General features: G+C 50.9%; 24 protein-coding genes. 22 read left to right on the forward strand and 2 right to left on the reverse strand.

The features are described 5' to 3' along the window. The first annotated feature begins 96 nt into the window (after window positions 1–96). The 20 genes from mutS (at window position 97) to MKX70_RS20545 (ending at window position 22,023) form a co-directional block, all read left to right on the forward strand. Window positions 97–2,838 carry a DNA mismatch repair protein MutS gene (mutS, locus tag MKX70_RS20455; protein WP_340840620.1) on the forward strand — a complete coding sequence of 914 codons (2,742 nt, stop codon included), beginning with the start codon at window positions 97–99 and terminating at the stop codon, window positions 2,836–2,838. A 110-nt stretch (window positions 2,839–2,948) separates the two neighbouring features. Beyond that, on the forward strand, window positions 2,949–5,060 hold the full coding sequence (gene mutL / locus MKX70_RS20460) for a DNA mismatch repair endonuclease MutL (RefSeq protein ID WP_340840621.1): 2,112 nt from the start codon (window positions 2,949–2,951) through the stop codon (window positions 5,058–5,060). Between the two features lie 42 nt (window positions 5,061–5,102). Then, window positions 5,103–5,888 (forward strand): class I SAM-dependent methyltransferase, encoded by a 786-nt coding sequence (locus MKX70_RS20465; protein WP_042236921.1) that lies wholly within the window; start codon window positions 5,103–5,105, stop codon window positions 5,886–5,888. Further along, window positions 5,872–6,828 carry a tRNA (adenosine(37)-N6)-dimethylallyltransferase MiaA gene (gene miaA, locus MKX70_RS20470; RefSeq protein ID WP_042236919.1) on the forward strand — a complete coding sequence of 319 codons (957 nt, stop codon included), beginning with the start codon at window positions 5,872–5,874 and terminating at the stop codon, window positions 6,826–6,828. Before MKX70_RS20465 ends, miaA begins: the two co-directional genes overlap by 17 nt. Before the next feature lie 496 nt (window positions 6,829–7,324). Next, window positions 7,325–7,564 carry an RNA chaperone Hfq gene (gene hfq, locus MKX70_RS20475; RefSeq protein ID WP_042236917.1) on the forward strand — a complete coding sequence of 80 codons (240 nt, stop codon included), beginning with the start codon at window positions 7,325–7,327 and terminating at the stop codon, window positions 7,562–7,564. A gap of 139 nt (window positions 7,565–7,703) precedes the next feature. Further along, window positions 7,704–10,355: a PBP1A family penicillin-binding protein gene (locus tag MKX70_RS20480; protein WP_340840623.1), complete on the forward strand. Its 2,652-nt coding sequence runs from the start codon at window positions 7,704–7,706 to the stop codon at window positions 10,353–10,355. 179 nt (window positions 10,356–10,534) lie between these two features. Next, window positions 10,535–11,089, forward strand: coding sequence for a DUF402 domain-containing protein (locus MKX70_RS20485; RefSeq protein WP_039299253.1), 555 nt, complete (start codon window positions 10,535–10,537; stop codon window positions 11,087–11,089). Between the two features lie 2 nt (window positions 11,090–11,091). After that, complete coding sequence (locus MKX70_RS20490; protein ID WP_340840624.1) at window positions 11,092–11,748, forward strand: YdcF family protein; 657 nt, start codon at window positions 11,092–11,094, stop codon at window positions 11,746–11,748. A gap of 90 nt (window positions 11,749–11,838) precedes the next feature. Then, window positions 11,839–12,810 (forward strand): AAA family ATPase, encoded by a 972-nt coding sequence (locus MKX70_RS20495; protein WP_340785634.1) that lies wholly within the window; start codon window positions 11,839–11,841, stop codon window positions 12,808–12,810. Between the two features lie 35 nt (window positions 12,811–12,845). Beyond that, a complete protein-coding gene (gene hflX, locus MKX70_RS20500; protein ID WP_340785636.1) occupies window positions 12,846–14,135 on the forward strand; it encodes a GTPase HflX in 1,290 nt (429 codons plus the stop codon). Between the two features lie 178 nt (window positions 14,136–14,313). Further along, window positions 14,314–15,567, forward strand: coding sequence for a methionine gamma-lyase family protein (locus MKX70_RS20505; protein WP_042137898.1), 1,254 nt, complete (start codon window positions 14,314–14,316; stop codon window positions 15,565–15,567). 349 nt (window positions 15,568–15,916) lie between these two features. Next, a complete protein-coding gene (locus MKX70_RS20510; protein WP_336101786.1) occupies window positions 15,917–16,453 on the forward strand; it encodes an AAA family ATPase in 537 nt (178 codons plus the stop codon). A gap of 277 nt (window positions 16,454–16,730) precedes the next feature. Continuing rightward, window positions 16,731–17,141, forward strand: a complete 411-nt coding sequence (locus MKX70_RS20515; RefSeq protein WP_019910684.1) for a MerR family transcriptional regulator — start codon at window positions 16,731–16,733, stop codon at window positions 17,139–17,141. Between the two features lie 29 nt (window positions 17,142–17,170). Further along, on the forward strand, window positions 17,171–18,499 hold the full coding sequence (gene glnA / locus MKX70_RS20520; protein WP_039299225.1) for a type I glutamate--ammonia ligase: 1,329 nt from the start codon (window positions 17,171–17,173) through the stop codon (window positions 18,497–18,499). 212 nt (window positions 18,500–18,711) lie between these two features. Further along, window positions 18,712–18,825: a glycoside hydrolase family protein gene (locus MKX70_RS33450; protein ID WP_445323672.1), complete on the forward strand. Its 114-nt coding sequence runs from the start codon at window positions 18,712–18,714 to the stop codon at window positions 18,823–18,825. Between the two features lie 1,030 nt (window positions 18,826–19,855). Further along, on the forward strand, window positions 19,856–20,032 hold the full coding sequence (locus tag MKX70_RS20525) for a hypothetical protein (protein WP_340840625.1): 177 nt from the start codon (window positions 19,856–19,858) through the stop codon (window positions 20,030–20,032). Between the two features lie 15 nt (window positions 20,033–20,047). Next, window positions 20,048–20,407 carry a hypothetical protein gene (locus MKX70_RS20530; protein WP_340840626.1) on the forward strand — a complete coding sequence of 120 codons (360 nt, stop codon included), beginning with the start codon at window positions 20,048–20,050 and terminating at the stop codon, window positions 20,405–20,407. Between the two features lie 104 nt (window positions 20,408–20,511). Continuing rightward, on the forward strand, window positions 20,512–20,736 hold the full coding sequence (locus tag MKX70_RS20535; RefSeq protein WP_305954185.1) for a hypothetical protein: 225 nt from the start codon (window positions 20,512–20,514) through the stop codon (window positions 20,734–20,736). Window positions 20,737–20,789: 53 nt separating this feature from the next. Continuing rightward, the gene (locus tag MKX70_RS20540; protein ID WP_042236902.1) at window positions 20,790–20,975 is read left to right on the forward strand and encodes a hypothetical protein; all 186 of its coding nucleotides are present in this window, start codon (window positions 20,790–20,792) and stop codon (window positions 20,973–20,975) included. Between the two features lie 490 nt (window positions 20,976–21,465). After that, a complete protein-coding gene (locus MKX70_RS20545; protein WP_340840627.1) occupies window positions 21,466–22,023 on the forward strand; it encodes a hypothetical protein in 558 nt (185 codons plus the stop codon). Between the two features lie 87 nt (window positions 22,024–22,110). Here the strand turns inward: MKX70_RS20545 and MKX70_RS20550 are convergent, their stop codons facing one another. Next, window positions 22,111–22,449 (reverse strand): L,D-transpeptidase, encoded by a 339-nt coding sequence (locus tag MKX70_RS20550; protein WP_039299202.1) that lies wholly within the window; start codon window positions 22,447–22,449, stop codon window positions 22,111–22,113. A gap of 194 nt (window positions 22,450–22,643) precedes the next feature. Next, window positions 22,644–23,270, reverse strand: coding sequence for a transcriptional repressor LexA (gene lexA / locus MKX70_RS20555; RefSeq protein WP_039299199.1), 627 nt, complete (start codon window positions 23,268–23,270; stop codon window positions 22,644–22,646). A 196-nt stretch (window positions 23,271–23,466) separates the two neighbouring features. Here lexA and MKX70_RS20560 point away from each other — a divergent pair, with 196 nt between their 5' ends. Together MKX70_RS20560 and MKX70_RS20565 are read left to right on the forward strand one after the other, a co-directional pair. Further along, window positions 23,467–23,880, forward strand: a complete 414-nt coding sequence (locus tag MKX70_RS20560) for a LysM peptidoglycan-binding domain-containing protein (protein ID WP_042236899.1) — start codon at window positions 23,467–23,469, stop codon at window positions 23,878–23,880. 110 nt (window positions 23,881–23,990) lie between these two features. Further along, a complete protein-coding gene (locus MKX70_RS20565; protein ID WP_042236897.1) occupies window positions 23,991–24,200 on the forward strand; it encodes a DUF896 domain-containing protein in 210 nt (69 codons plus the stop codon). Window positions 24,201–24,224: the final 24 nt, after the last annotated feature.

A 24,224-nucleotide genomic window follows, 5' to 3' on the forward strand; every position in this document is an offset into this window, starting at 1 on the left:
GGTTTTAGCAGGAGACCGTGAGAGGCTGCGGGTAACTTTGAGAGCGAAGTTTCTGCTATAATAGAGAACAGTATGAAGTAGGCATGGAGGTAGACGATGGCAAACTATACGCCGATGATTCAGCAGTATTTAAAAGTGAAGGAAGGGGCCAAAGACGCTTTCCTTTTCTTTCGTCTGGGCGATTTCTATGAAATGTTCTTTGAGGATGCCTTGCTTGCCTCGAAAGAGCTTGAGATTACATTAACAGGCCGTGATGGCGGGGTCGGCGAAAAGATTCCAATGTGCGGAGTGCCGCATCATGCTGCTGAGGGGTACATACAGCGGCTGATTGAGAAAGGCTACAAGGTCGCTATCTGCGAGCAACTGGATGATCCTGCGGTGACCAAAGGAATGGTCCGCCGCGATATCGTCCGTGTAGTTACACCGGGCACCGTGATGGATGGCAAAATTATAACGGACAAAAGCAACAATTACCTCGTCTGTGTGACTGAGGAAGATGGCATGACGGCACTGGCTGCCTGCGATTTAACAACAGGTGAGCTGTATGTCACCTCTGTACTCTCCAGCACCGAATGGCTGCGGGATGAGATCGGCATCTATGAGCCGGCAGAGATTATCGGGGACGCGGCGCTCCTGGAGCTGCTGCGCAGTGAAGCCTCCCTGCTGGCTAAGCCGGTAGTTTATACACCGTGGGACAAGCAGGAGGAAGGACTTGCCCGCCGCCAGTTCGGCGAAGCGGCTTGGGTACGCCTGGAGAAGGAACGCGGCCGCTGTCTGGCACTGCTGATCTCTTATTTCAGCGAGACCCAGCGCCGGTCACTTGGGCAGCTCACCCAGATTTCTCCCTACGAGCCCGGAAATTATATGATTCTTGATCCGTTCACCCGGCGCAATCTGGAGCTGACCGAAACCGTAAGGGAGCGCTCCAAAAAAGGCTCGCTGCTCTGGCTCCTCGACCGCACCGAAACCTCGATGGGCGGGCGTCTGCTGCGCCGCCGGATCGACAAGCCGCTGCTGCAGCGCGCACCGATTGAACGCCGCCTAGAAGCTGTTGACTATCTGTATAACCAGTTTATTGTCCGCGAGGATTTGCGCGGAGCACTGAAAGAAATCTATGATCTGGAGCGGCTCGTCGGACGCATTGCCTTCGGCAGTGCCAACGGCCGGGACATGAATGCCTTGAAGCTGTCGCTGGCGCAGATTCCGGCGCTGAAGGAGATGTGCCTGACATCCGGTTCGGCCACCCTGCGGGAGATCGGCACATCCATGGATGAGTGCGCAGAGCTCCGGGAGGATATCGAGCGGGCCATCGTTGAGGATGCTCCGGTATCTGTACGTGACGGCGGAATTATCCGCGGCGGATATCATGAGCGGCTGGACGAGCTTCGTGAAGCCAGCAGCAGCGGCAAACGCTGGATTGCGGAGCTTGAAGCGAAGGAACGCCAGGCGACAGGCATCAAATCCCTGAAGATCGGCTATAACAAAATCTTCGGTTATTATATTGAAATTACCCGCTCCAATCTGTCTGCACTTCCGGAAGGCAGATATGAACGGAAACAGACGCTGGCCAATGCCGAGCGTTATGTTACCCCGGAGCTGAAGGAGAAGGAAGCACTGATCCTGGAGGCCCAGGACAAAATGACAGACCTGGAGTACAGCCTGTTTACCGAGCTGCGCGAGCGGATTAGCGCCCAGGTTCCCCGGCTGCAGGCGCTTGCCGAGAAGGTGGCCGAGATTGATGTGTATCAATGTCTCGCGGCGGTTAGTGCCGAGCACCGTTTCGTGAAGCCGAAGCTGTCCGACAGCTATGACCTGCGGCTCGAAGGCGGGCGCCATCCGGTGGTTGAGGCAGTGCTGAAGGATTCCGCTTTTATTGAGAACGGCAGCACACTCAGCAAGGATGAGGGCAATATCCTGCTGATTACCGGACCGAATATGGCAGGCAAAAGCACGTACATGCGCCAGGTTGCGCTCATCTGCATCATGGCCCAGATCGGCTGCTTCGTGCCGGCATCCAGTGCCGAGGTTCCGCTGATTGACCGCATCTTCACGCGGATCGGAGCAGCGGATGACCTGATCGGCGGCCAGAGTACCTTCATGGTTGAGATGGCTGATATTCAGGTCATGACCGAAAAAGCTACGGCCCGCAGCCTGATCATCATTGACGAGCTGGGCCGGGGTACCTCAACCAGTGAAGGTATGGCGATCGCCCAGGCGGTGATTGAATATGTGCATGATACTATCGCCTGTAAGGCGCTGGTATCGACGCATTTTCATGAGCTGGCTCATCTGGAGCAGAGTCTAAACGGACTCCGCAACTATTCCATGGCAGTTCAGGAGAGCGGGGACAAGGTCAACTTCCTGCGCAAGCTTGTGCCGGGAGCGGCGGACAGCAGCTACGGAATTTACTGTGCGAGACTGGCGGGACTGCCGGAAGGCATTATCGACCGCGCGTACGGCTTGCTTCAGAGCATCGAACAGGCGTCTCCGCCGGGCAGCGTGCCGCTGAACTACGGTACGGGCTATAATGACCGTCCCGTATCTGTGATTCAGGAGAAGCAGGCTGTGGCTTCCATGGCTGCGGCTCAGCTGGAAGCCGCTGTTTCACTTGCTTCCCCTGCGGAGGAAGAGGACAATGAGGTTGTGCAGCTTTCGATTTTTGGTGAGGACGAGCCGCGCAAGAACCGCAAAGGCGGGGTCGCAGCACCGGCAGCCAAAGAAAATCCGCTCTTGAAAGAGCTGATCTCAGCTGTGCAAGGCGCTGATCTGATGAATATGACGCCGCTGCAGGCGATGGGCTTGCTGAATGAGCTGAAGATGAAGGCTAGAGAGCTATAAACCTGAGAAGTGTATACAAGCGAGCGGGCTAATTATGATTTAGCGGGCTCCATTCAGATAACACTATGAGTTTGCAGCTACATTATTTATTAATTGCGGGGTGAACGAATATGGCTAAGATTCATGTGCTGGACGAGCATATTGCCAACCAGATTGCGGCCGGAGAGGTAGTGGAGCGTCCTGCATCTGTAGTGAAAGAGCTTGTGGAGAACGCGATTGATGCGGGAAGCACACGTATCGAGGTCTCTGTGGAAGAGGGTGGACTGCAGAGCATCCGCGTCAAGGATAATGGCTCCGGCATAGAGCCGGAGGATTGCGAGACGGCCTTTTACCGCCATGCAACGAGCAAAATCGCCAACGGCCGTGATCTGTTCCTGATCACCAGCCTCGGGTTCCGGGGGGAAGCACTGCCGAGTATCGCGGCGGTATCGAAGCTGACCCTGCTGACTGCCAGCGGTGATGACGGGAAGGGACGGCTGCTGGAGATTGAGGGCGGGAAGCTGATCCTGAGTGAGGATGCGCCTTCCGGCCGGGGAAGTGATCTCACCGTACGGGAATTGTTCTATAATACCCCGGCACGGCTGAAGTATATGAAGAGCATCCAGACGGAGCTGGGCCATATTTCGGATGCGATGTACCGCATGGCGCTGGCCCATCCGGATATCTCATTCACCTTGCAGCATAACGGCAATCAGCTGCTGCATACGCTGGGCAACGGCGATCTGCTGCAGGTTATTGCCGCCGTGTATGGCACCTCCGCTGCCAAGGCGATGCTGCCGGTCGCAGCCGAGGATCCGGATTATAAGATCTCCGGTTATATCAGCCGTCCGGAATGGACGCGTTCGAACCGTAATGCCGTTACGACAATTGTCGGCGGACGCTATATCCGCAGCAACGGACTGAATGCCTCGATCATGCGAGCGTATCATACGCTGCTGCCGATTAACCGTTATCCGCTGCTGGTGCTGCAGCTCGACATGCATCCGTCACTGGTCGATGTCAACGTGCATCCGGCTAAGCTGGAGGTTCGTTTCAGCAAGGAGACCGAGCTGTACGCATTCGTGGAGCAGCAGATCCGCAGCCTGCTCATGGGACAGAGTCTGATACCGCGTCCAACCAAGGAAATTATCGGGGGAAAAAATAGCAGCTCCTTCATTCAGGAGCAGTTCGCTTTTTCCAAAGGGTCGGTTCCGGGAGCTCCGCAGCAAGGTGCTGAGCCAGCTAACCCTGCGGAAGCTTCTGCTGGCCGCGGTCCTATCCAAGGGATGCCTGCTGATGCTGATGCTCTGCAGGGAGGCAGCAGCCAGCCACGCCCTGGCGGGAACAGTGCTGCCCCGCTAACCGGCAGCAGTGGTCCGCTGTTCGGTGGTGGGGCCGCTGCCGGGGCTCCGCAGCGTTATCCAAGCGGCGGCAATTCTCTGCCGCCGCAGTCTCAGACCAGGGAGACGGCTGCAGCATACGGCGGCGGTATCATTCCGCCCGCACCTTACCGGAACGGGACCGCAGCACAGCCGTCATCCCGTCCGCGCGACAGCTACCGCCCGCAGGCAGCTGCGGCTGACCGGGGACAAATGCCAACCGCAGAGGAGTTATACGCCCCTGCTATTGCTCCTGCCGGAAGCGAAGACACGGGACTCCCGCAATTTCCCGAGCTGAATTATATCGGCCAGCATCACGGAACGTATATTATCGCCCAGAATGACAGCGGGCTGTATCTGATCGACCAGCACGCTGCGCATGAACGGGTGAATTATGAATTCTACTATGAGAAATTCGGCAAGCCGGAAGATGCATCGCAGGAGCTGCTGCTGCCGATTACGCTGGAATTCACGCCTTCGGAGAGCAGGCAGCTCAGCGAACGGCTGCACTGGTTCCAGCAGGCGGGAGTATTTCTTGAGCATTTCGGCGGACAGACTTTCCTGGTCCGTTCCTTGCCGTACTGGTTCCCGGAAGGTGACGAGAAGGCGGTTATCGAGGAGATGGCGGAGTGGGTGCTGAGCGAACGGTCGATTGACCTCGCCAAGCTGCGCGAGAAATCCTCTATCCTCTGCTCCTGCAAAGCCTCGATTAAGGCTAATCAGAAGCTCACAGAGCTGGAAGTGGAATCGCTGCTCTCCCGGCTTGCGGCCTGCCGCCAGCCTTATACCTGCCCGCATGGACGGCCGATAGTGGTCTCCTTTTCTTCCTATGATCTGGAGAAGCTGTTTAAGCGCGTGATGTAGTGGCAGCACTGTACATTTGAAGAGAGCAAGATCGGAGGCAACATGATTATAACCACGGGCTTTAACCCGATACCGGAAATTGTAGAACGGGCCAGGACTCTGGCTGAGCGCACCGGCTGTCTCTATGCGCCCCGTGCCAAGCTATCCATGGCGAAGCTTGTGGATCACTATGGGGACGAACAGGTTCTGGTCGTTCTGCAGGAGGCGGTCCGGCTGATCACGCCGGAAATGCCACCTATGGAGTTCCATCCCAGCATGGGGTTTGTCCGGGCGAAGCGGATTATAAGAGGCGAGTCAGACCCCATGATTGATGCAGCAGGCATGCTGCCCGGCGACAGCGTGCTGGATTGTACGGCAGGGCTGGGGGGAGACTCCCTGCTGTTTGCCGTCACTGGTGGGGAGCATTCCCGGGTTACGGCACTGGAGAGCTCACTGCCGTTATACGCGCTGCTGCTGGAGGGGATGAGCCAATATGTTTCAGGCCAGATTAAGGTGAATGAAGCCCTGCGCCGCATCGACGTCCGGCTGGGCGACCATCTGGAGTATTTGAAGGCTCAGCCGGACAACAGCATTGATATTGTTTATTTCGACCCGATGTTCCGGGTGCCGATGACGGATTCAGCGGCGATTTCACCGCTGCGTAAGTTCGCCAATCCCGCCGCGTTGTCGACGGAGAGCGTGGCTGAAGCGGTCAGGGTTGCACGCAAGACTGTGCTGCTGAAGGAAAAGGCGCTGAGCGGAGAGTTCGCCCGTCTGGGCTTCACGGAGCTGCTGAGAACGAGCGCCAAAACATCGTACGGGGTGATCACCATTGACAACAGAGACTAAACGCAAGGTACTCGTGCTGCTCGGTCCGACCGCAGTCGGGAAGACCAGGCTGAGCCTGGAGCTGGCCGGAGCTTTCGGTGCCGAGATCATATCAGGGGATTCCATGCAGGTCTACCGTGGTATGGATATCGGCACGGCGAAGATCACCGAAGCTGAGATGAAGGGGATTCCCCATCATCTGATTGATATTCATGATCCGCTTGATGCCTATTCCACCGCAGAATTCCAGGAGCAGGGAACCCGGCTGATCGAAGAGATCAGCAGCAGGGGCAGGCTGCCTTTTATTGTTGGCGGAACAGGACTGTATATTGAGTCCCTGTGCTACGGATTCCGCTTCTCCGAGGCGGTGGCGGATGAGGCCTTCCGCAGCGAGCAGGATGCTTACGCTGAAGAGCATGGGGCGGAAGCGCTGCATGCCCGGCTGGCGGCGGTAGATCCGGCCAGTGCGGAGCGGCTGCATCCCAATGACCGGAGAAGAATTATCCGCGCGCTGGAAATCTATCATCAGACTAACATTCCGCTTTCCGACTCTCTTTCTGAGCAAAAGAAGGAATCCCCTTATGAGTTATGCCTCATAGGGCTGACTATGGACCGTAAAAAACTATATAAACGTATTGAAGAACGGATTGATCAGATGGTGGCGCAAGGACTCGTCGCTGAAGTTCAGGGACTGCTTGAGCGCGGCTACAGCAGAAGCCTTGTATCTATGCAGGGACTGGGCTACAAAGAGATTGCCGCCTATCTGGAGGGAGAGACAACGCTTGAGGAAGCTGTGATCCTGCTGAAGCGCGATACCCGCCGTTTTGCCAAAAGACAGTTATCCTGGTTTCGCCACATGAAGGAGATTCAGTGGATCGACGTGGAGGAGAGTCTGGACTATCATGAGATTTTCGCAATCATTCAGCATAAAATTGCGCAAACCTTTGCAAATTCAATATAACTCTTGAGGTTACCCCATTAAATCCATTCTTGGCTGCACGAACATGTAGGATGCTTCCAAAGCGTATTCGCGCTTTACCGGAAGCATCTTTTTACATCCCGCTTCATGCCTCTTTTTGCCGAATGTACAAAGAACCGGGGGACCCAAATGAAAAGACGGGATCAGAGCAGCTGCCCAGAGTGACTATGCGGAAGCTTCCCGCGTCACTGCTGAATTAGAGGATTTGCTGTGCCGGATAAACCGGTTGAAAGCGGGACCGCAGCTGATGCTGAAGGCATGGAGATTGACCGGAAGGGCTCCGAAGATTTAATATGTAGTGGAGGGGTTTAATAAATGAGCTGATTTCATCTATGTGTTAACGTTTTACATACCATATCTAAGCCTGTTTTATTACATTGCTGTGCTTGCAGAATACATGGTATAATAGCAGGAAAGTTTCTCTAAGGTGTTGAATATACTTACGAACAATCTAATTGAACCATTGGGGGTACGTCATATGAACAAGTCCATTAACATCCAAGATACGTTCTTGAACCAACTACGCAAAGAGAATATCCCTGCTACAGTATATTTGACCAACGGTTTCCAAATCCGGGGAATTATCAAAGCCTTCGACAACTTTACGATTGTCATCGACAGCGACGGGCGCCAGCAGATGGTGTACAAGCATGCGATTTCCACGTTTACACCACAGCGCAGCGTATCGCTGATGCAGGACAATAATACCGAGATTTAAGATTTTACAGTCTTGAAGCGAAACCTTTTTGTTTATCAATCGTTTGAATAGAGAGTGTGAGAGAGCAACCTGTGAAGGTTGTTCTTTTCATTCATGACCATAATTCATGATTTTTCCGCTAAGGGAGTCAGGAGGCAACATGTCCAGAGACCAACTAACCAGGAATGGCGGCAATAGAGACAGAGGTAGCAATACGCCGAATTCCAAAGGGAAACCAAAGAAAAAGAAAAAATTTCTAACCAAGAAACGTGTATTGTGGAGTTTGTTTTTTGCAACGGCACTGGCGATTTTTTGTGCGCTGGGCGGCTATTTGTTCATTATGCTGAACGGCCAGAAGCTGCTGGAGGAGAACCAGGGCAAATTGACGGTAAATCCACCGACGCAGATTTTTGACCGGAATGCGAATCTGATCGGGGAGCTCGCCCTGGAGAAAAGTGATCCCGTAGAATACGAGGATCTTCCCAAGATGCTGATCACCGCTTTTGTAGCTACCGAGGATAAAAGGTTTTTCGATCACAAAGGTGTAGATATCTGGTCCATCGGACGGGCAGCGGTGAAGGATATTGCGGCACGCAGCATGGTTGAAGGCGGAAGCACCATCACCCAGCAGCTCGCGAAAAATATCTTCCTGACCCGGGATAAGACCTTCTTCCGCAAAGCGACAGAGGTTTCGATTGCTGTTGCGCTGGAGAATAAGCATACCAAAGAAGAAATTATCACGATGTATTTGAACCGGATACCTTTCGGGGGAACCATCTACGGCATCAAGGCCGCCTCTATCCGTTATTTCGGTGAAAGTGATTTGAACAAGCTGGAGCTGTGGCAAATGGCTACACTGGCTGCCATGCCGAAGGGGCCTTCCCGCTATAATCCGCTGCGTAATCCGGAGCTGTCCAAGGAACGCCGCGCGGTTGTGCTGCAGCTTATGTATGATCAGAAAGCGATCACGAAGGAACAGATGGATGAGGCTAAGGCAGTTGACTATAACTATACGCCACCTGAGAGCAGCAAGCAGCATTACCAGGCATTTATTGATTATGCTATTGACGAGGCTGAGGATAAATTCGGGCTTACCGAAGATGATCTGAATATTGGCGGTTACAAGATCTATACAACGATGGATAAGCATGCCCAGGAGACCATTGAGGATGCTTTTGCCGACAGTGAGAATTTCGAGAAAAGCGTGGACGATGAGCTGGTGCAGGGTTCGATGACGATCATCAACCAGGAGAACGGCAGTATTGTGGCGCTCATGGGCGGTCGCAATTATGAGAAGAAAGGCTATAGCCGCGTTGACGGCAGCCGCCGTTCCCCGGGGTCAGCGTTCAAACCGCTGGTTGCCTACGCACCGGCGCTGGAATCCGGCAAGTTCACGAATGATTCGAGGCTGAGCAATGAGAAGCAGTGCTTCGGCAAATATTGCCCGAACAACCTGCATGGCTATTCGACAACGATTAGCATGGCGGATGCCTTGACGAAATCAGAGAATATTCCGGCGGTATGGCTGCTGAATGAGATCGGTGTGAACACCGGCTTCCAGTTCGCCAAGAAGCTTGGCATCAATCTGAAGGATGAAGACAAGAACCTGTCGCTTGCCCTCGGCGGGATGAGTGAAGGGACCAATACACTGGAGATGGCCCAGGCCTACAGCGCATTTGCCAATGGTGGAGAGCTGCGGAATGCCTACTCCATTAAGTCGATTGCCGACAGCGACGACAAGACGGTCTATAAGGCCAATACCACCGCTGAACGGGTGATGAGCGAGGACACGGCTTATCAGATGACTGAGATGATGCAGAAGGTCGTACAGGACGGCACGGGTAAAAAAGCCAGAATTAACCGTCCGGTAGCCGGTAAGACAGGAACCACCCAGAGCGGCTACGAAGGAATCAGTTCTAACCGCGATGTCTGGTTCGTCGGCTATACACCGGAATGGACAGCCGCGGTCTGGATGGGCTATGACAAGCCAAGCAAGAAACATCTGCTCAAGAACAGCAGTCCGCTTGCGGCAGCCTTCTGGGGCAAGGTCATGGAGGAAGCGCTGGAAGGCGTTCCTGCCAAATCGTTCCCGGTTCCCAAAGGCTCGGCAGAGGTTGAAGCCACACCGACACCTGAGGCGACTCCGGTTGTAACCGGTCTGCAGGCGGCTTATGATGCCTCGACCATGACGGTCAACCTCAGCTGGAACCCGGTTGAAGCTGCAGGGGTGGACTACCGCATATACCGCCGGGAAACCTCAGAAGCAGATTTTACTCAGCTTCTTAACACGAGCGCTGCTAGTGTTGGTGATATAAGTGCGATGCCGGGACTGTCTTATGAATATTATGTAAGAGCTTATGATCCGGAGCTTGATGTGGAAAGTGAGCCTTCGGATATCGTAACAGTGTCCGTGCAGGATGAACTACAAACGCCGGAACCTGAACCAACACTCGATCCGAATCTGCCTACGGATGACACTGGCAACGGCGGCAACTCCGGAAACGGCGGTATTCCGGGTGATGACGGCTCCGGCAACAACGGGAACGGAAATGGTAATGATAATGGCAATGGTAACGGTAATGGTAATGGTAATGGTAATGGTAACGGCAACGGCAATGGAGGCAGCGGCAATAACGGCGGAACAGTAACACCTCCGCCTGAAATAACACCGCCTCCAGTGCAAAGCACACCGCTGCCAACGCCGGCTCCGGAAGCAACCGCGACTACTGGCGAACCTGTAACGGATCCCGCTACAGATCCGGGCAGCGATCCGAACGCCGGTTTTGTAGAAGGCGCTAATACTACGCAGTAGGTAGCAGCGGTTTAATTGAAATCCATGGAAACATTTGACCCCGGCAGTCCGGAGCGCTCTGCATGCTGCAGAATTCCCGGCTGGCGGGGTTTTCTGGTGACTTGGATCACTGTGATATTTTGAGTGTCTACGCGAAATGTGTTAAGCTGAAGGCACCATTATCTGAGAGGGTTATTCATATGAAACGTAAATTCGGAGACCGGGCCAACTGGCGCCGGATTACGCGCCGCCATTTTGCCTGCCGCTATGTGGAAACCCGGGAATTCAGTGGGTACATTACACTGTATACCATTTACGGGCTGAAGGAGCCGCTGTGGAAGAGCTATGGCAGGCATACATACCGCATTGCGGACAAAGGGTATTCATGGCTGCAGTATTTTCCCAAAGACAGCCACTATATTGTGACGGCCATGTTTGACGAACGGCAGAATATTGTACAATGGTATATCGACACCTGCAAGGTTCAGGGAGTAACTGACCAAGGGGTTCCCTGGTTTGATGATTTATACCTGGATGTTGTGGTGCTGTGGAACGGTGAAGTGTTCTTGCTGGATGAGGATGAGCTGGAGGAAGCGCTGGAACGGGACGACATAACAGACAGTGACTATAATTTAGCCTGGTCTACAGCAAATACGATACTGCGCAGTATCGATGCTCATGCCTTCCCTTATTTCTCCCTTTCACTGAAGCACCGTGCCGAATTATTTCATCACGGAGAGTTCAGGAGGAAATAATAATGGAATGGTATGTCTATCAAAGAGGATCCTCCCCTATTCGCAGAGTCACCCGGAAGCGCCATTACCGTATGAAGCGAATGTTGTGGGCTGCACTGATTCTGCTCATCGTTGCCGGACTGATCTGGTGCGCTGTGGCACTTAGCAGAATTAATGGTGCAGAAACAACCGCGCCAATGGTGAAAGCGGATGCGGGTGTAATTCTGGGCATGTCGATGTGGGGGGATGAACCCAGTCCGGGTCTGAAGGAGCGGCTGGATTACGCGCTTGAGCTCTATCGTTCAGGGGCATTCACCCATTTTGTGGTTTCAGGAGGTCTGGATCACCCGGATTACAAGTATACTGAAGCCGAGGGAATGAAGAGGTATCTGGCGGCACATGGTGTTCCGGAGGATGTGATCTATCTGGAGAATCAGTCTACCAGCACCTATGAGAATCTTCTGTTCAGTAAGGCTGTCATGCAGCAGGAGGGCTTGTCTTCTGCGGTTATCATTACGCATGATTTCCATGGCCGCCGTGCGCTGGAGATTGCACGTGAGCTTAAGTTCACGAACCCGGAGCTTGGGGTTATGGAGTCTAAGGTCATGTCAATGTTCAAGTACAAGACACGCGAAATTCTCGCCTATACCAAATGGAAAATGCAGCAGTTATCTTTATAAATCTGCTAATTTCGGAAACTGCTAATAACACCCCCTGTACCGGAATAGACTGTTTAGAGCAAGTCAGCCCTGTATAATGAGGTGAATAAGGTGAACGGACATGTAGCGGCGGCAAGTGGACGGGATGAAGGAAGACCGTCACGGCAGATCAATATTGTGCTGAGGAATCAGGATCCGGCGCCGGTGGCCAGCTCACCCGCAGACAGTGCCAGCGGCCCGGTACCCCCCAAAAACCACAGCCACAGCGGACTGTTCCAGGAACTCAGCCGGGAACTGGACGCGTTAGTAGGTCTGGATAATATCAAAGAGCTAGTTTTTGAGATATATGCCCTGCTCCAGGTAGCACAGATGCGCAGTGAAGCCGGACTTGCCAGCGGGGGCCAGGCCTATCATATGGTCTTCAAGGGAAATCCCGGTACAGGCAAAACAACCGTAGCACGGATTGTTGCGAAGCTGTTCCAGCGGATGGGTGTGCTCAGCAAAGGCCATCTCATTGAGGTGGAACGGGCGGATCTGGTGGGCGAATATATCGGGCACACTGCCCAGAAGACGCGGGATCTGGTGAAAAAGGCGCTGGGGGGCATACTTTTTATCGATGAGGCCTATAGTCTGGCCCGCGGGGGAGATAAGGATTTCGGTAAAGAAGCCATCGACACACTGGTGAAATCCATGGAGGATCACCGGAGCCAATTTGTGCTGATTCTGGCCGGTTATTCCGGGGAAATCGACTATTTTCTGATGAGCAACCCCGGTCTGCCCTCACGGTTTCCGATTCAGGTGGAATTTCCTGACTATACGATTGACCAGCTGCTGCAGATTGCCGAGCTAATGGCCAAGGAACGCGATTATATTCTGATGCCGCAGGCCATACTCAAACTTAAGCAGGCTTTACTGCTTGAAAAAACAGAAAGTCTGCATGCCTTCAGCAACGCAAGGTATGTGCGCAACAGTATTGAGAAGGCGGTGCGCTCGCAGGCGGTACGGCTGCTGAATCAGTATGAGAGCACAAGTCCCGGCAAGCAGGAGCTGATGACCCTGCGGACGGAGGATTTCAAATTGTAAGACATGAATGCATACAGATAAGGAGCACTTAATTAATGGCAATCACCACACATGATACCCAAACAGATGTTCAGGACCGGGCAATACTCGTCAGTCTGGTCACGGACAAAATCAAACGCACGGGCATTGATCCCGAGCTTTCACTTCAGGAGCTGGTCCAGCTGGCTGAAACGGCCGGGGTGGAGGTGCTCGATGTCATCCGGCAGAACAAGGAAACCCCGGATTCCAAATGGTTCATCGGTAAGGGAAAGGTAGAAGAGCTGCGGATGGCCGCTGACGGACTGGGTGCCAATACGGCGATCTTCGACCAGGAGCTGTCCGGAGCACAGGTGCGGAATCTGGAGGAGTCTCTGGATCTGAAGATTATTGACCGGACCCAGCTGATCCTTGATATTTTTGCCGGCCGGGCAAAAACCCGGGAAGGCATCATTCAGGTAGAGCTGGCGCAGCTCTCCTATCTGCTTCCGCGTCTGTCCGGACACGGGAAGAATCTGTCGCGGCTCGGGGGCGGGATTGGTACGAGAGGACCAGGGGAGAGCAAGCTGGAGACCGACCGCCGTCATATCCGCGACCGGATTACCGAGCTGAAACGCCAGCTCGATGAGGTCGTCAAGACGCGTGAGCTGCACCGTGAACGCCGCCGTAAGAGCGGCGCTGTCCAGGTGGCACTTGTTGGCTATACCAACGCCGGCAAATCCACGCTGCTGAAGCAGCTTACAGATGCGGATGTCTATATTGAGAACCAGCTGTTTGCGACCCTCGATCCGACATCTCGCGTGCTCCAGCTTCCAGGGGGCAAAGAAGTTGTCCTTACAGATACTGTAGGGTTCATTCAGAATCTGCCGCATGATCTGGTAGCCTCCTTCCGGGCTACACTGGAGGAAGTGAATGAAGCGAATCTGGTGCTGCATGTCGTTGATTCCTCTTCGCCGATGCGTGAAGAGCAGATGGATGTTGTCCAGTCTATTCTGCAGGATCTGGGAGCCGCAGGAAAGCCGCAGATCGTCTTGTTCAACAAAACCGATCTGTGCCAGCCGGAGCAGCTGGAAATGCTTCCTACAGGTCCGGGCTTCCTGAAGATCAGTGCTTTTAATCAGGATGACCTGACCAGGATTACGGGGATTATCAGCGATGAACTGGCCGGGGACACCCTTATCTTCCGGATTCCCGGGGACCGGGGAGACCTGTCATCACTGCTCTACCGGGTTGGAGAAGTACTTGAGCAGAATTATGACGGGAATGACGTACTCTATAATGTTCGTCTGAATAAAGAGGACTACGATAAATGGAGCTACAAGCTTGCTGAGTTTATCGAACCGCAATAAGTGCAAGATAGGTACAGGCATTACAAGTCCCCGCACAGCCTCAGTTCTGCTTCGTATCATTCGGGGCAGGCGCTGCTGTGCGGGGTTTCTCGCTGAAACGCACACCGTTCCTCTTGGAATCGCGTAGATGTGTTCAGCTTTGACAAGTAAAAGTAGGGTAAGGAGAGATTGAGGGGAAATGGCAGTATTTGCAGAGGATCTATTACAGGCAGCGGAAGCTGCAGAGCTTGAAATTGAAGTTGCCGTTAAGCGGCTGGATAAAATTGTAGATCATAATCAGTGGAAGGTCATTGAAGCCTTTCAGCGCCAGCATGTCAGTGATTTTCATTTTGCCGGGTCTACGGGATATGCCTACAATGACCGGGGGCGTGAGGTACTGGATCTGGTCTATGCTGAAGTATTCGGCGCCGAGGCGGCGCTCGTACGCCCGCATTTCGCTTCTGGCACTCATACGATATCTACGGCGCTCTTTGGTGTGCTTCGTCCCGGAGACGAGCTTCTATACATTACAGGACGCCCCTACGATACACTGCATAAGGTAGTTGGCAAGGCCGGCGACGGGACAGGCTCTCTGGCGGACTTTGGCATCGGCTACCGCGAGACTGCACTGACGGCTGACGGTAAAATTGACTGGGACGAGGTTGCAATAGCGGTAAACGATAAAACTAAGGTCATAGGAATCCAGCGTTCCCGCGGTTATGATTGGCGTTCTTCCTTCACTGTTGCTGAGATTGGTGAGATGGTAGCGAAGGTAAAAGCGCTAAAGCCTGATGTAATTGTATTCGTAGACAACTGCTACGGAGAGTTCACCGAGACTCTGGAGCCCCCTCAGGTTGGCGCTGACCTCGTTGCCGGTTCATTGATTAAGAATCCTGGCGGCGGAATTGCCGAGACAGGCGGGTATATCTGCGGCCGGGCAGATCTGGTGGAATTGGCCGCATACCGCTTGACTGCTCCCGGGATAGGCGGAGAAGTCGGTGCCATGCTGGGGACGACGCGCGGACTGTATCAGGGGCTCTTCATGGCTCCGCATACCGTAGGGCAGGCTGTGAAGGGCAGTATTTTCGCTTCCGCTGTATTCCAGCGCTGCGGGTTTACGACCAAGCCTGCCTGGGATGAGCCGCGGACGGATCTGATCCAGGCAGTAGCTTTTGACGGACCTGAGCATCTGATTGCTTTCGTGCAGGGAATTCAGCGTGCAGCGGCAGTAGACAGCCACGTTGTTCCCGAGCCATGGGATATGCCTGGTTATGAGCATCCGGTCATTATGGCGGCAGGGACGTTCATTCAGGGCGGCAGTCTGGAGTTATCTGCGGATGCGCCGATCCGGGCACCGTATATCGGGTATATGCAGGGCGGATTAACTTATTCCCATGTAAAGTACGGGGTACTAATGGCCCTGCAAAGCATGAGAGAGCGCAATTTACTTTAATTAATTGTGAACTTACATTGACCGGACACTCAGCAGATGGCTGTCCGGTTATTTGCATTGGTGGATTGAATTAGAATTTCTCAAATTTGTCTACTTTCATAGAAGCCACTTCGCCGCATCTTTTGCAAATTGTCAATGTAAGCTTCGAACCAAAAGAAAAGTAGTTATTTACAGGCCTTACATTAGCGTAGCCCTCCAGTTTTCCTTCAGCAAAAGTGTTATTTCCGCAAGCTTTACAAATGAGATTATTCTGGTTCATAGAAGTCACCCCGTAGTAGTTTTATACTATATCTACGTAGTTTAAGGAGAAGCGTTCCCCTATGCTCAAAGTGAAGAGGAGATGAAGTCTATGCTGAATGAAGCAGCAGCGATAGAATATTTAACGCAACAAAACAATGTGAGCGAAGCTCCCGTTATAGTGATGATGTGCGGTGTGGCTGGCTCGGGGAAAACAACCTTTGCGCTGAAGCTGGAGAAAGCGGGATTCGTCCGGCTCTCGATCGATGAGGATATTTGGAGTACACATGGCCGTTTTGGTGTAGATTATCCGGAGCAGGCTTATGAATCCTTTAAGGAACAATCGGAAATCAGGCTGCGGGGGGAACTGGTGAAGCTGATTCAGGCGAAGCGTCATGTCGTTATCGATTTCAGCTTTTGGCAGCGGCAGAAGCGGGATGAATATAAACAACTGATTGAGCGTTATGGAGGCGTATGGGCACTGATCCATTTAAAAGTCCATCCGGACGAATTGCGCCGGAGGCTTCAGATCCGGAGCGGGCGTTTTGATGCTAATGCCGCTTTTCCAATCACGGAAGAGATTCTGACCCGTTTTTTGAGCGGATTTGAGACCCCGGCAGGAGAAGGGGAGCTGGTGATTGAAGGTTAGCCAGTCACATTTTCTTTTGAATAAGGAGTTTCTGAAAAGTTGGAGTCGTGCATGATGCGCGTTTGAGCGAAACTGTTTCCAGTACGGAACTTTTGCTTGAGGATTGATCTATGTGATATACTGCGGGAAGCCAGGTCCCATGTAGCTGACACTTTGTTCACTTAATCTCTCATTGGCTTAAAGAAATCTTGTGAGAAAAACTCACATACCATTGACACGCCATATAAGGAAATGTACAATGAGATGAGAAAAAGATCATTGGAAGGTTGGATGAGTCATGGGTGATGAAATCCGCAGAAATATGGCATTATTCCCTATAGGAATCGTAATGAAGTTAACCGATCTATCTGCCAGACAAATTCGTTATTATGAACAGCACAGTCTGATCGTACCCGCGCGCACATCCGGCAACCAGCGTTTGTTCTCCTTTAATGATGTTGAACGTCTGCTAGAGATCAAGGCATTGATTGAGAAGGGTGTTAATATTGCCGGCATTAAGCAGGTGATGAATCCTGTCTCGAAGGAATCCGAAGAAGCTACAGTCATTACCCCTGATACAGAGGTTCGGCGTAGAGAGTTATCCGATTCACAGCTTCACCGTCTGCTTAAGCAGGAACTGGTTTCCGGTAAAAGACCGGGACAAGTGTCTCTAATCCAAGGCGAGCTATCCCGGTTTTTTAATAAATAACATAGAGATTTTGAAAGGGAGAGGGTAAAGTGAGCTTTTCTAAAGAGGATATTCTGCGTATTGCCAAGGATGAGAACGTCCGGTTTATTCGCCTGCAATTTACCGATCTGCTCGGAACAATCAAAAATGTGGAAATTCCCGTAAGTCAGCTGGAAAAGGCACTCGACAACAAAATGATGTTCGACGGTTCCTCCATCGAAGGTTATGTCCGGATCGAAGAATCCGATATGTACCTGTATCCGGATCTTAGCACTTGGGTGATTTTCCCTTGGGTGACGGATAGTCGTGTTGCACGTCTGATTTGTGATGTGTATATGCCAGACGGAACACCGTTTGCCGGAGATCCGCGCGGTATCCTCAAACGTTGTCTGCTCGAAGCTGAAGAAATGGGCTTTACTGCTATGAACGTTGGACCTGAACCTGAATTCTTCCTGTTCAGAACAGATGAGAAGGGTAACCCGACCACTGAACTGAACGATCAGGGCGGATATTTCGATTTGGCGCCGATGGATCTTGGGGAGAACTGCCGCCGCGAAATCGTACTGACGCTTGAAGAAATGGGCTTTGAAGTGGAAGCCTCCCACCATGAAGTGGCTTCCGGCCAGCATGAAATTGACTTCAAATACGCCGATGCTATCAAGGCAGCGGACCAGATTCAAACCTTCAAGCTTGTCGTGAAGACGGTAGCCCGTCAGCACGGCCTGCATGCTACTTTTATGCCTAAGCCGCTATTTGGCATGAACGGATCCGGTATGCACGCACACCAATCCTTGTTCAAAGGCAACGAGAACATGTTTTATGACGAAAGTGACACACTGGGTCTGAGTAAAACAGCCCGTTATTACATGGCAGGGATTCTGAAGCACGCACGTGCTTTTGCTGCGATCACTAACCCGACTGTCAACTCATACAAACGTCTGGTGCCTGGTTATGAAGCTCCTTGCTACGTGGCCTGGTCTGCGAGCAACCGCAGCCCGATGATCCGTATTCCCGCTTCCAGAGGGCTCAGTACACGCGTTGAAGTCCGTAACCCGGACCCGGCAGCTAACCCTTACCTTGCACTTGCTGTAATGTTGAAGGCAGGTCTGGATGGAATCAAACGCCAGCTTGATCTTCCGGCTCCAATCGACCGTAACATCTATGTGATGTCTGAGGAAGAGCGGATTGAAGAAGGCATCCCAAGCTTGCCGTCCGATCTGAAGGAAGCCCTCAACGAAATGATCCGCAGCCATGTTATTACCGAAGCTCTGGGTGAACATGCGCTGGCCCACTTCTACGAACTTAAAGAAATTGAATGGGATATTTACCGGACCCAGGTTCACGAATGGGAAAGAGATCAGTACATGACGCTTTACTAGGATACAGCAGCCCTTGGCGCTCTAAGCGCCGGGGGTTTTTTTGTGTGGGCGTGAGGGTGGTGGGGGTTGCTTAAACTAACGGTGCCCACAAAATGCCCACAAATTAAATAGTGGGAGTTATTCGAGGATAGATTTTATGTGGGCTTCATATTTGCTGGAGGCGAATCTTGCCAAGAATGAGGCATATGTAAATAATCCGGCGTAATGTGCCGGTGACAGCACAGCTTAACCAAAATCAATACGATGCGCTGGTTGGCTTTTGCTATAACTGCGGCAACGGCAGTCAGGTCATCAAGGAGGACGACAGATTGGAACTGACAACCTAATAACGGAAACGCTACAGACACAGGTTAAAGCGCTGCTGAAAGCTGGGACAATTAAGGATACATCATGGTCGGATAAGATCGACAAAAAGACTCTGACAACATCTCAGCTTGCTTGGCTATCTTTTATTATTGTCAAAAAGTAAAGTGCAATTTGTTTCCATGGAAAATGCAAAATAAACCCTTACCACAGCTCCTTCCGTTAGTGGCAACAGCCGTTATCGATCATGGTTGAGAACTGAGAAAAGAAAAATCCCAGAGAATCTATTGAGCTCTGGGATTTTTCTAATGAACGTTAGCGATCAGAACGGGAAATCATCAATAATAAGGTGGTAAGTGCCGGATTTAGATTTGGCTTTGGCATACACATGATATCCACCACTTGGTATACCATTCACGGTTTTCATTTCTCCAGGTGCTACTTCTGTTGTGCTATATATTTTCCCTTTAGAGTCTTCGATGTAAAAATAAACATTTCCTTTATTGCCAGAGACGTTTTGAAAATTCACATTAGCAGTAAGCCAGTTGCTTGGCTCCCAAGCTACTTTTAAATATGATGGGTAGAGGAGTAGTTCACAACTACGATTTTGGCTGCATCAGTATTTGATCCAGTCGGGGCAATCTTTGCTTGCAGTAAGTGAATGATTTAGTTTTCACTAGTTGATATCGTTTGCGTAAAGTATGAATATAAATTCGTAATGAGAATTTTCTGGGCAGATAAAATGATGAAAACTGGAGATGTCTTTTACATAATGTACCATGTCCTATATACTAGATCATATGTACATTAGAGGAACCTTTTTGAAGGTGCTTACTAAGGGAGGGCTGTATTGAAGCATGTGTTTAGAGAGTTTGGGCTTGGGAAAGTAGTTGCAGTTATAACTGATATGGGGCGTTGCGGTATCGGTATTTCCTTTTTAATAAATAAGATACATAGGGGTATGAAATGAGAAATAAATATGTAGGTATCATTGCAATGATCCTATTCTTAACGCTAATTTGTTCTCAGGCTGGAGCTTCAGAAGGGACTGGCATGTCAACTGATACCAGGGAACGGATTATAGAGCAATACGGGCTGGATTTGCCGGTAGCGGGTAGTCCGGACTGGAGCGGAACGGATGTGGGGATAAGCGGGCCGGTTGAGCTGTTGGTTATGATCTGCAGGTTTATTGTGAGTCCGTTAGTGTTCACGATACAAGAAATATTATAGCTGGAGGGAATAAACATGAACCCGCGATATGATGCTCCGCAGCCTGAACCCAGAGCCCGCAAGAAAACAGCGGCGAAACTGTCTTTCGTAATTATAGTAGTACTGGTTTTACTAGCGGTCATGAATCCGGGTAAAGAGGACTTTGGAGAATACGCAGTGAATCATCTGGAGGAAACACTGGGGGGAGGGCTAGCTGGAGAAATTACCAGTATGGTCGCTCAGCCTATGGTCGAATCGTTTACTATCCGGGAAAATTACATTCTGTTCTCCACATTCAGCATACCTGATATTCAGGATGGTAAGACATTTATCGGTGATATTAAGGCAAAGCGCAAATACCTCGGGCTGTTTAAGATCATTTTCATCAAGCTCTAAGCTCTAAATAGGGTATACATTTTGTTCCAGAACCCGTTATAATTGAACTGATTTGTTTGCTCTATGAATCCTTATTATTCTTGCGTGTGCACTAAGGAGGAAAGATGTTGAATACTGCGTATAAAGTTCTTTCAAGTGATGCTGATATATTCGCGGCGGCACTTGCCCAGGTGAAGGTCTATGTCGTTCAACTGATCGAGGGTAAACCGCATGTTATAGCTGATTACGCCGGACCTGTACAGAAATGGACGCCGGAGTATGTATTGCTGGCCGGAATGACCTATAGACGTGACGAATTTGAGTTCCGGGTAAGGCTGCCCAAGAAGTAAAAGCAGGTAAACGCTTCGGGGTAACGAATTAGTAGCTGAGGAGGTGGTCGCAAGTGAGTAAAGTTATTTTTGAGCTTCAGTATGTGAATGGGCAAATTGAAGAGCTTGAATCTGTGTTTGAATCGGCGGGAGAAGCCAGAACCTATCTGACATCCGGTGGTTTGACAGGCTGGATTCCGGCAGGAGGCAAGTATCTTAATCCTGTCAATATTATCTCTATCAAGGTCAAAGAAAGCTAATTTTAATATTACTGCCAAATCACACAGTCTCCGAAGCTAATCTTTGCATTTCTTATACTATAAAACGTAAAAGAGGTGTAATGATGACGCAAAGAGAACGAAACAGAATCCGCAGAGCAATTAATGCACTGCTCGCACAGAGAGCAATCCTGCTTGAAAGACTTGAGGAAATTAATGAGAACCTGCGCAGATTTCCAAGTGGTTCACGTGCCAGAAGAGAATTGCTGGCTGCCAGAGCATCTATACGTGAAGCGATTCGTTTAAACACTATTGCTATCCGGTCGTTGCGCAGCGTATTGTAGTCTGTAGTCAGGGGAAAAGTATCCAATCAAAGACATCCTCCCGGGATGTCTTTTTTGCCGTACGATTGAGACTGTAGAAGGCACGGAGTATAATTGATCAATGAAGAGTAAGAGGTTTGAGGAACGATACATACCAGGAGATATGGTGAACAAGCTGCACAAGAGCTTGATACAGGAAGGTGTGAAGAATGGACGATCAATTACGGCAGCGTTTGGGACTGCCAGAATTACAGGATAGTACACTGGCTGTTAACGCAGATATGGTTTTGGAAGAAAGTTCTAAATTGGATGCAGCCGGAACCACCGTGCTGAATGTCTCCAGAGAAGATGTGGAGAAGGGGCGGCTCGAGAGCTATTTGCGTGAATTTAAGAAATATGAGAAGAAGCGGCTACGGGGCAAAATCATAATTATATTCAATGGGTATGAGCAGGATCGCCGGGAAGTCTATCAGGTGCGGGAGATTACGAACTGGGTTGACCGTCTGCTCAAGAACGTGCCTCATCTATTCTATTTCCTCAGCAGAGACAATTACGCGATGCGGATTGCGTTCTTTTGTCTGTCTGAGGTGGTGGGCCGCTCCGGGATGGAAGTGTCCATCACCAAAGAGCAGGGACGCAGGCTGATCGAGAAAGTTACCAAGAGTGCATTGGTCTACGCCAAAAAAAGCAAAGACTCACCTGCGGAACAGTGGAGTCTGGCTGAAAGTATTCTGGACGAGCTTGGTTATGAGCAAACTGTGCAATAATGCTGTGAAGAACCCCTTTGGCGAAAACCCGTCAGAGGGGTTCTTGTGTTCAAATATAGGGAGTTATAGGTGGCTGCATGATTGCGGCTACTCCCTGATGGTTACACGGGTACCAATGGGAATGATGGCAGCCAACGCGACCACGTCCTGGTTATACATGCGGATACAGCCGTGGGAGACCATGTGGCCGATAGAGGAAGGGTCATTCGTTCCGTGAATTCCATAATGCGGCTTGGACAGGCCCATCCAGAAGGCTCCGAACGGTCCGCCCGGATTGGGCTGCTTATTAATGATCGTGTACTCGCCTACCGGCGAGACGGTCAGCATCCGGCCAATGCCGACAGGAAATCCTCTGGTTACGGTGTCATTATCAAGCAGATAAAGCATGCGCTGTGAAAGGTCGACAATAATTCGATAGTTGGGCATGGGATCAGCACTCCTTTGTAATCAGGATATGTGCGGATAGCTAAAGCGGTTCGGAGTAAAAAATGCCAAAAACCGATATGGGAACAAATGTTCCTGCGTTGGTTTTTTGGCATTTTAGGCAAGCGTAACAGGATCTAAATAGGAAAAAGGCTGCTTCGCGTGATGCGGAGCAGCCTGATTATGGAGGAGAAGGATTAATGGATATCGCGGAATAATCCAATGACTCTGCCCAAAATAGTAACGCGGTTAAGGCGGAGAGGCTCGTAAGCCGGATTCTCCGGCTGCAGCCGGATATGATCACGTTCTTTGTAAAAGGTCTTAACGGTTGCTTCATCTTCTTCGGTCATCGCAACAACGATGTCACCATTGTCAGCGGTTTGCTGTTGGCGGACAATAACATAATCGCCGTTCATAATCCCGGCATCAACCATACTGTCGCCGAGTACAGAAAGCATGAATACCTTGTTATCCCCTACGTAATGAGTAGGAAGCGGGAAGTAATCCTCAATATTCTCTGTAGCGGTAATAGGAACACCAGCAGTGACCTTACCAATTACTGGGATGCGGGTAACCGTCTGGACGAATTGATGTACATTCTCTGAATCTTCCTGTCCGAGCAATTCAATAGCCCGCGGTTTCGTAGGATCGCGCCGGATCAGGCCCTTCTTCTCAAGCCGGTCCAGATGACCGTGCACTGTAGAACTGGAGGCCAGGCCAACAGCTTCACCAATTTCCCGAACGGACGGAGGATAACCCTTGCTGCGGACTTCGTTACGTATAAATTCCAGGATCGCCAGCTGGCGACTCGAAATCTTTGACATCGGAATCAACCCCATATACTATGTTTGGGAAAATTATAACATAGAACTGCCGTTCGTACAAACATAAGTTCTAAATTGTGAGAATAATAGCCCGAAAAATAAAGGGAACAGTTGTTCGAAAAAACTATTGATCAAAACACATGTTCGTGTTATATTATTTTCGAAAGTAAGAACAAGTGTTTGGAGGACGATATTTATGTTAAAATACAGTACCTACAATAGTATCTACAATGAGGATATCAAGGTGTCCGCTCCCGGTAATCCATTACCCCATAATCCATTGGCACAATTCAGAGACAAGACCCTTCGCCTGCTGTCTGTACTTACCTCGATATTCCGCCAGGTCAGCTTTGTTAAGATATCTCTGATACTATTACTCACGATCTCCGGATTTACAGTAGTCGGTAATGTGTTCGCTGGTTCTGTCACTTTAATGAAGCCTGAGAAACGGATCGTAGTTGAACGCGGAGACACCTTGTGGAGCATTGCACTCAAGAATAAACCGGATGATATGAGGACTGCTGTATATATAGAAGGGATCAAGAAGTCAAATGGTCTGAAGGACAGCGGAATTAAGGCAGGAGATATACTGACCGTGCCGGTATATTAACCGAAAGAAGCATACTGGTGTTTGACTAAGAGAGCTTTCAGGGGGTAGACCTTGACAAGCTCTTTTTCTCATGGCAAAGTTAGAATGAATTTATAGGGGAGGGGAACGTATTGAATATTGACGAATTGGTCGCACGCATTAATGAATTGGCACGCAAACATAAGAATGGCGGCCTGAATGAGGAAGAATTGGCAGAACGCGCCAAACTCCGCGAGATATATCTGGGCAATATCCGCAGCAATTTCCGGGCCCAGCTTGATACCATTGAGATTGTGGATGATCCGGAGCATGAAGAAGGCAACAACGGACGTAAAGCTTAGTCTGCGGCCTTTTCATAGATAATA

This window comes from Paenibacillus sp. FSL R7-0312 (assembly GCF_038004445.1).
In the GTDB taxonomy this organism is placed as follows: Bacteria; Bacillota; Bacilli; order Paenibacillales; family Paenibacillaceae; genus Paenibacillus_AQ.